This window comes from Streptomyces sp. NRRL B-24085, from assembly GCF_001282115.1.
Classification (GTDB): Bacteria; Actinomycetota; Actinomycetes; order Streptomycetales; family Streptomycetaceae; genus Streptomyces.
In genome coordinates this window covers 1-6,807 of the sequence record NZ_LJBR01000254.1, presented here as the reverse complement: position 1 = coordinate 6,807, position 6,807 = coordinate 1, and the positions used below count along the sequence as shown (strand labels likewise).

Annotated in this window: 9 protein-coding genes and 1 tRNA gene; 5 read left to right on the top strand and 5 right to left on the bottom strand. The window is 69.6% G+C overall.

Annotated features, from left to right (window positions below; genetic code table 11):
- Nucleotides 1-5 precede the first annotated feature (5 nt).
- The 4 genes from AOJ26_RS26155 (at nt 6) to AOJ26_RS26140 (ending at nt 3,259) form a co-directional block, all read left to right on the top strand.
- Nucleotides 6-386 carry a hypothetical protein gene (locus AOJ26_RS26155; protein WP_234358673.1) on the top strand — a complete coding sequence of 127 codons (381 nt, stop codon included), beginning with the start codon at nt 6-8 and terminating at the stop codon, nt 384-386.
- Nucleotides 383-1,528, top strand: a complete 1,146-nt coding sequence (locus AOJ26_RS26150) for a DUF3631 domain-containing protein (RefSeq protein WP_053850799.1) — start codon at nt 383-385, stop codon at nt 1,526-1,528. The genes AOJ26_RS26155 and AOJ26_RS26150 overlap by 4 nt, the downstream gene beginning before the upstream one ends.
- Before the next feature lie 178 nt (nt 1,529-1,706).
- A complete protein-coding gene (locus AOJ26_RS26145; RefSeq protein WP_053850798.1) occupies nt 1,707-1,940 on the top strand; it encodes an excisionase family DNA-binding protein in 234 nt (77 codons plus the stop codon).
- A 77-nt stretch (nt 1,941-2,017) separates the two neighbouring features.
- Nucleotides 2,018-3,259 carry a tyrosine-type recombinase/integrase gene (locus AOJ26_RS26140; protein WP_053850797.1) on the top strand — a complete coding sequence of 414 codons (1,242 nt, stop codon included), beginning with the start codon at nt 2,018-2,020 and terminating at the stop codon, nt 3,257-3,259.
- A gap of 73 nt (nt 3,260-3,332) precedes the next feature.
- On the opposite strand, the gene AOJ26_RS26135 is transcribed toward AOJ26_RS26140, so the two are convergent.
- The 5 genes from AOJ26_RS26135 to AOJ26_RS26115 all read right to left on the bottom strand — a co-directional run bounded on the left by AOJ26_RS26135 (nt 3,333) and on the right by AOJ26_RS26115 (nt 5,912).
- Nucleotides 3,333-3,881, bottom strand: a complete 549-nt coding sequence (locus tag AOJ26_RS26135) for a DUF4145 domain-containing protein (RefSeq protein ID WP_053850796.1) — start codon at nt 3,879-3,881, stop codon at nt 3,333-3,335.
- A 355-nt stretch (nt 3,882-4,236) separates the two neighbouring features.
- Nucleotides 4,237-4,321: transfer RNA gene (locus tag AOJ26_RS26130), tRNA-Ser, on the bottom strand.
- Nucleotides 4,322-4,366: 45 nt separating this feature from the next.
- Entirely contained in the window at nt 4,367-4,837 is a 471-nt protein-coding gene (gene tadA, locus AOJ26_RS26125) for a tRNA adenosine(34) deaminase TadA (protein ID WP_053850795.1), read from the bottom strand.
- A 14-nt stretch (nt 4,838-4,851) separates the two neighbouring features.
- Entirely contained in the window at nt 4,852-5,397 is a 546-nt protein-coding gene (locus AOJ26_RS26120) for a hypothetical protein (protein WP_053850794.1), read from the bottom strand.
- Between the two features lie 332 nt (nt 5,398-5,729).
- On the bottom strand, nt 5,730-5,912 hold the full coding sequence (locus AOJ26_RS26115; protein WP_053850793.1) for a hypothetical protein: 183 nt from the start codon (nt 5,910-5,912) through the stop codon (nt 5,730-5,732).
- A 96-nt stretch (nt 5,913-6,008) separates the two neighbouring features.
- Between AOJ26_RS26115 and upp the strand changes: the two genes are divergently transcribed.
- Entirely contained in the window at nt 6,009-6,644 is a 636-nt protein-coding gene (upp, locus tag AOJ26_RS26110; RefSeq protein WP_053850800.1) for a uracil phosphoribosyltransferase, read from the top strand.
- Nucleotides 6,645-6,807: the final 163 nt, after the last annotated feature.

Sequence of the window (6,807 nt, the reverse complement as noted above, 5' to 3'; positions counted from 1 at the left end):
CCTCCCTGAAGAGCATCCCCACCACCCCTCCCGGCCCGCAGGCCGCCCCATGGCCTGCGGATCCGGCGGCCGTTGGCGGGCCGAAGGTCGCCGCCCGTCAGGGCGTCCCAGCAAGCTCTGACCCGCACACAGGCGACCAGGGCAACCCCACTCCCGACCGGCCCGGCCTGCGGATCTACGCCCCGCCGGTCTACCGCCACCACTACGACGGGGCCCGCTGGTCCAAGCGCTACGGCGATACCCCCACCGCCGCCTACGCCTGCTCCTGCGGACGCACCCGCACCGCCACCGGCCCCCGCACGGTGGCCGCGCTGGTCACGGAGTACGAGACACACCGCGCCACCTGCCCGGGCCGGAACGACCAGGAAGGAAGGGCCGCCGCATGACCCCCACCATCGACGGGGCCGCGCTGCTCGACGAGGTGGAAGCCTTCCACCGCCGCTTCAACGTCTTCCCCCACGAGGCCGCCTACGTCGCCGTCGCCTTGTGGGACGCGCACGCTCACCTGCTCGACTGCTTCGACTCCACCCCCCGTCTGGCGTTCCTCTCGCCGGAACCGGGCTCGGGGAAGTCACGGGCGCTGGAAGTCGTCGAAACCCTCGTGCCCGCGCCGATGACGGCCGTGAACGCGTCCGCCGCCGCCCTGTTCCGCTCCGTGTCCAACCCCAACGGCCGCCCGACGATCCTGTTCGACGAAATCGACACGATCTTCGGGCCCAAGGCAGGCGACAACGAGGAACTGCGCGGGTTCCTCAATGCCGGACACCGCCGTACCGGGGTCACCTACCGGTGCATCGGCGACGGCGGCAACCAGACCGTGCAGGCATTCCCCTCGTACTGCGCGGTCGCGGTCGCAGGACTCGGGGCACTCCCGGACACGATCATGACCCGCTCGGTCATCATCCGCATGCGCCGCCGGGCCCGCAACGAGCGGGTGGAAGCCTTCCGTGCACGCCTGCACGAAGCGGAAGGACACGCCCTGCGGGACCGGCTTGCGCAGTGGACCGAGCGGGCCCGCGACTCCGTCATGGGGGCCTGGCCGGAGATGCCGGACGGCGTGACCGACCGGCCGGCGGACGTGTGGGAGCCCCTGCTCGCCATCGCCGACGCGGCCGGCGGGGAATGGCCCGACCGGGCCCGCGCCGCGTGCGTGGCGCTGGTGACCGCGTCCAAGGCCAACGACAGAGGCAGCCTCGGGGTGCGGCTGCTGACCGACCTGCGCGATCACGTTCTGGTCGGCATCGACCGCCTTCCCACCGTCGCCATCCTCGACCGGCTCAACGCCCTGGATGACGCGCCGTGGGCGGACCTGCACGGCAAGCCGCTCGACAACCGGCGCCTGTCCAAGATGCTCGCGGAGTACATGACGGCGGACAACGAGCCGATCACCTCCCGCAACATCAAGGCCGCCGGGAGCGTCCTCAAGGGCTACTACGCCGCCGATCTGTGGGACGCGTGGGCCCGCTACTGCCCCCCACCCCCGGAAAGTCCGCTACCTCCGCTACCCGGCACCGAAAACGCGGCCTGACCAGCAACAACGCGGTAGCGGCAACCCGCCCCGGTTGCCGCTACCTCCCCGCTACCCATCCGCTACCGCTACCCCTTCCCGCTACCTCCAACAGGCCCCTGACCTGCAAGGTAGCGGCGGTAGCGGAAGTAGCGCCCCTCAGAGACCCCCCCGAAGGACTGCCCCGAGGAGACCTCGCATGAGCATCGCCAGCGTGGACACCGTCCGGCTCGTTGAGGCCGACGCCCCGGCCCCCGTTCTCCTGACCGTCGAAGAGGCTGCCTACTGCCTCCGTATCGGCCGGACCACCTGCTTTGCCCTCATCCGCACCGGAGAGCTGGAGTCCCTGATGGTCGGCGGGCTCCGGCGCGTGCCCGCTGATGCCCCGGCCGCCTACCTCGCCCGTCGCCGCGCTGAACAGCGCGCGGCCTGACCCGTCCCTCATCGGAGCACCACCCCACTGCGGGGTGGCGCTCCGGCTGTTTCACCCTCACCCGAAGGAGTCCGCCCGTGGCGGAAGACAAGAAGCGCACCCGTCAGCCTAACGGCCGATCGTCTATCTACCAGGGGAACGACGGAAAGTGGCACGGCCGCGTGACCGTCGGTATCCGCGACGACGGTAAGCCGGACCGGCGCCATGTCGAACGCAAGACCCGCGCTGAAGTGACGGCAGCCGTCCGTGAGCTGGAGAAGCGGCGCGACGACAAGTCCCTTGCCAAGCCGGGAAAGGCATGGACCGTCACGATGTGGTTGACCCACTGGATCGACACCATCGCGCCCCTCGCCGTGAACGAGAACACCATGGTCGGATACGGCGTGGCCGTACGGAAGCACCTGATCCCGGCACTTGGGGCCCACCGGCTCGACAAGCTCAGGCCGGAGCACATCGAGCGCTTCTACGGGAACATGCAGGCCGACGGCCGTAAGGCCGGAACGATCCACCAGATTCACCGCACCCTCCGTACGGCCCTGAACGAGGCGGTACGGCGCGGCCACCTGGGACGGAACCCCGTCCAACTCGCCAAGGCACCCCGCGTCCGGGAAGAGGAGGTGGAGCCGTACACCGTTGAGGAGGTGCAGCGGCTCCTGCGAGCCGCCGACGGTCGCCGCAATTCCGCACGTTGGGCCGTGGCGCTTGCACTCGGCCTGCGGCAGGGGGAAGCGCTCGGCCTCAAGTGGGCGGACGTGGACTTGGAGCGGGGTGTTCTGATGGTCCGAAGGAGTCGCCGTCGTCCGCGATACGCCCACGGGTGCGGGGACTCTTGCGGCAGGAAGCCCGGCTACTGCCCGCAGCGGCAGCGGACCAATCCCGAGACGGCCGACACGAAGTCCCGCGCGGGTCGGCGTGCGGTCGGTCTGCCTGCTCAGCTTGTCGACCTGCTCAAGGTCCACAGGGCCAAGCAGGACGCCGAACGTGCGGCGGCCGGCGACGGCTGGAATGACGAAGGATGGCTGTTCGCGACGTCGACCGGGAAGGGCACGTCACCCCGCACGGATTACGACGACTGGAAGGAACTACTCGAAGACGCGAAGGTGCGGGACGGCCGCCTGCACGACGCTCGCCACACCGCCGCCACGGTCCTCCTGATTCTCGGAGTCTCGGAGCGGGCCGTGATGGGGCTCATGGGGTGGTCCACCACGGCCATGGCCGCGCGCTATCAACACATGGTGGATTCAGTCCGAAGCGACGTGGCTCGACAGGTGGATGGACTCATCTGGAAGCCAGGCAGTGACGGGGCCGACCGATCATGAAAATGGGTCTGCCGGGACCGTGAGATCGACGCAGTGACCGCCGGGGGCAGGTTCTGGAGCTGCCCCCGGCGAGCTACACCGACGGTTGCTTGGCTGCTGTACGCCGTGCGGCGCGCTGTGCTGCCATTTTGGCCCGCTGGGCCGGTTGGACGTACAGCACCAACACGGCCTCATGGATGAGTTCGGCAATGTCAGCGATCTCCTCAGCCGAGTAGGCCAAGGCATCATGCGCCGCGTCATTACCGACAAAGCGGGCTTCGTGGAAAGCGTCCACGATCTCCTGCGACGCACCAAGATCCTTAAGCGCGGTGATGCGCTCATAGAGGTTCTTGCCGTTCGCCCCCCGCTCTTTGACGATCTGCTCGACGGTCGCCCGGTATCCGATGCCAGCAAGACGGAAAGCGCCAGCCGCTTCGGCCAGTGCGCCTTCCGCGAAGACCTCGCGGACGGTCTCTGGGGCCTCGGGAGCCAGCTCGCGCGGGGTCTTCTTCGGCCAGACCTGTTCCAGGTCCCTGGTAGCGAGGACTACCGTGTAGCGCTGCGACGAGATCTGATGCGTCTCGATGTCAGCGCGGCGCAGGAAGACGCTCTCTGCCTTGCACCAGTCACACCTGAGGGTCATCACATGTCGGGCGCGGCTAGGCTTCCTGTTCGACTCTCGGGTGCCTTCTAGTTCTCGGTGCGAGGTGCAGGTGAGTGTCGCCTGATGGGCACAGTGCGGGCACTGGCCAGCGACAGTGGTCCCCTCGGGGTCTTGACCGTCAAGTCCCTTGAACTCATATGTCACTCAGTGACCGTATCCCGTTGTTCTGGCCTTGAGGTACTGCTTTTGCCGAACGTGCCATGTGCCAAAGGGCGAGGTTGGGTCCCACGCTGGGAGGCTGCCCGGGAAGCCGGCGACTTCCGAATGAGACGGAAACTGAGACGGGAACGCTACGAGGGGCCCGGTTCGTTGAACCGGGCCCCTCGTGTACCTGCGGTAGCGGAGGGATTTGAACCCTCGGTGACTTGCGCCACACTCGCTTTCGAGGCGAGCTCCTTCGGCCGCTCGGACACGCTACCGAGGGAGACCCTACAGCAAGGTGGGGCGTGCTTTGAAATCGGTATTCAGCGGCCCCGGAAGAACTCCGTGAGCAGCCCCGCGCACTCCTCCGCGAGGACGCCCTCGATCACCTCGGGGCGGTGGTTGAGGCGCCGGTCGCGGACGACGTCCCACAGGGAGCCGGCCGCGCCCGCCTTCTCGTCCCGGGCGCCGTAGACCACCCGGTCCACCCGGGACTGCACGATCGCGCCCGCGCACATCGTGCAGGGCTCCAGCGTGACGACGAGCGTGCAGCCGGTCAGCCGCCACTCGCCGAGCTCCGCCGCCGCCCGCCTGATCGCGAGGACCTCCGCGTGCGCGGTGGGATCCCCGACCGCCTCGCGTTCGTTGTGGCCGGCCGCGAGCACGGTCGTACCGTCCGGGGACAGTACGACGGCGCCCACCGGCACGTCCGGGCCCGCCCGGCCGGCCTCGTCCAGGGCGAGCCGCATAGCGGCCCGCCAGGGGTCCCGTACCGGGTCCGGGACGCCCTCCATCTCGGTCCCTGCGGTCAGCGGACGGTCTCCAGGACCTCCGAGGCGCCCAGGGACTCGGCGATCTCGGTGAGGGCGTCCTCCGACAGGGCCTTCAGTTCCTTCTCGCTGACACCCAGGTCGTCGAGGACCTGCGCGTCACCGACCGGGCCGTGCGGCACGGCCTCTCCGGAGCCGCCCGCCCCGGCGGTGACGTCCTCGTCGTCCTCGTCCTCGTCCTCACCGTCCTCGGTGCCGTCGAGGTCGAGGGCGTCGAGGTCCGGGCCGTCGTCGCCGGGCTCCCTTCCGAGCAGTTCGTCGGTGAGCAGGATCTCGCCGTACGAGCTGCGGGCAGCGGCGGCGGCGTCCGAGACATAGATACGAGGGTCGTCCTCGCCGTCGATGCGGACGACGCCGAACCAGGCGTCCTCCTGTTCGATCAGCACGAGCACCGTGTCGTCCTCGGCCGCGGCTTCCCGGGCGAGGTCGGCCAGATCCGACAGCGTCTCCACATTGTCGAGGAGCTCCGTGTCGCTCGCTTCCCACCCGTCTTCGGTGCGCGCGAGCAGTGCGGCGAAGTACACCGTGACTCTCCCACTGGTCATAGGCGTGCCGGTTGGGGGTCCCCCCGGCGGAGGTTGGGCGGGGAGAGCTCGGCTCCGAGCCCCACCCACTCGGAATCGTGGCAGAAACAAGGCGTTCAGGGGACGTCTTCGGCACCCTGTGTCCGGTGGTTTTGATCGCACGCGCGTCGGCACGTCGGTGAAGTACTCACCAGCGCACTCGTCGCCGCCACGAGCGGGATCGTACGCGGCTTTTCCAAGGCCCCACGCACGGGCACCTGTTCAGCACGCCTTGGGTCCGCCTCCAGTGCGTCTTCGGTGCGTCCCGGGCGCCCCGGGGCGCGTGATCTTTCTTACCAACGGAAGGTCCGCATGCGCATCGCGTGCCGCAGCCGGGCCACCTTCGCGCGGCGCGGCTGGACCCGGTCGCGCAGCTCCCGGGCTTCCGCGAGGTCGCGCAGAAACTGCGCGCGTCGGCGCCGGCGCTCGGCGTCGGTCTCCTGTGACGACGGTTCGTTCTCAGGCAGGTCAGGCATCGGTTCACCACCCCAGTCCGTCCCTCCCACTTTCCCCCGGTCGGGCCGTTTGACGCCAGCGCGAGGGGTTCCGTGGACCCGGCTACTGTTGTGGCCATGCGTCTCCACGTCGTCGACCACCCTCTGGTCGCCCACAAGCTCACCACGCTGCGCGACCAGCGCACCGACTCCGCGACCTTCCGCCGCCTCGCCGACGAGCTGGTCACCCTGCTCGCCTACGAGGCCACGCGCGACGTGCGCACCGAGGCGGTCGACATCCGGACCCCGGTGGCCGCCACGACCGGTGTGAAGCTGTCCTACCCCCGGCCGCTGGTGGTGCCGATCCTGCGGGCCGGGCTCGGCATGCTCGACGGCATGGTCCGGCTGCTGCCCACCGCGGAGGTGGGGTTCCTCGGCATGATCCGCAACGAGGAGACGCTCCAGGCGACCACGTACGCCGCGCGCATGCCGGAGGATCTCTCCGGGCGGCAGGTGTACGTCCTCGACCCGATGCTCGCGACCGGCGGCACGCTGGTGGCGGCGATCCGTGAGCTCATCAAGCGCGGCGCGGACGATGTGACGGCGGTCGTGCTGCTGGCCGCGCCGGAGGGTGTCGAAATCATGGAGCGCGAGCTGGCGGGGACGCCGGTCACGGTCGTCACGGCCGCGGTCGACGACCACCTCAACGAACACGGCTACATCGTGCCGGGTCTCGGCGACGCGGGGGACCGCCTGTACGGGTCGGCGGAGTAGGGGTTCGGTTGGGCCTTCGGGGCACTGCGGGTTCGGGCGGGTGCGGCTCGGTGGGGGCGGGCGGTTTTGCGCAGTTCCCCGCGCCCCTGAAATGCCTGCGGCGGCCCGTCGCGGTCCGGTGGGGGTTCGTGTAGCGCCTTCGGTCCGGTGGGTGGGTCGGTGC

Bases quoted from the DNA above. Each gene is read 5' to 3' on its own strand.
- AOJ26_RS26150 (WP_053850799.1), top strand. From the start codon at position 383: ATGACCCCCACCATCGACGGGGCCGCGCTGCTCGACGAGGTGGAAGCC.
- AOJ26_RS26145 (WP_053850798.1), top strand. From the start codon at position 1,707: ATGAGCATCGCCAGCGTGGACACCGTCCGGCTCGTTGAGGCCGACGCC.
- AOJ26_RS26135 (WP_053850796.1), bottom strand. From the start codon at position 3,881: ATGACCCTCAGGTGTGACTGGTGCAAGGCAGAGAGCGTCTTCCTGCGC.
- tadA (WP_053850795.1), bottom strand. From the start codon at position 4,837: ATGGAGGGCGTCCCGGACCCGGTACGGGACCCCTGGCGGGCCGCTATG.
- AOJ26_RS26115 (WP_053850793.1), bottom strand. From the start codon at position 5,912: ATGCCTGACCTGCCTGAGAACGAACCGTCGTCACAGGAGACCGACGCC.
- upp (WP_053850800.1), top strand. From the start codon at position 6,009: ATGCGTCTCCACGTCGTCGACCACCCTCTGGTCGCCCACAAGCTCACC.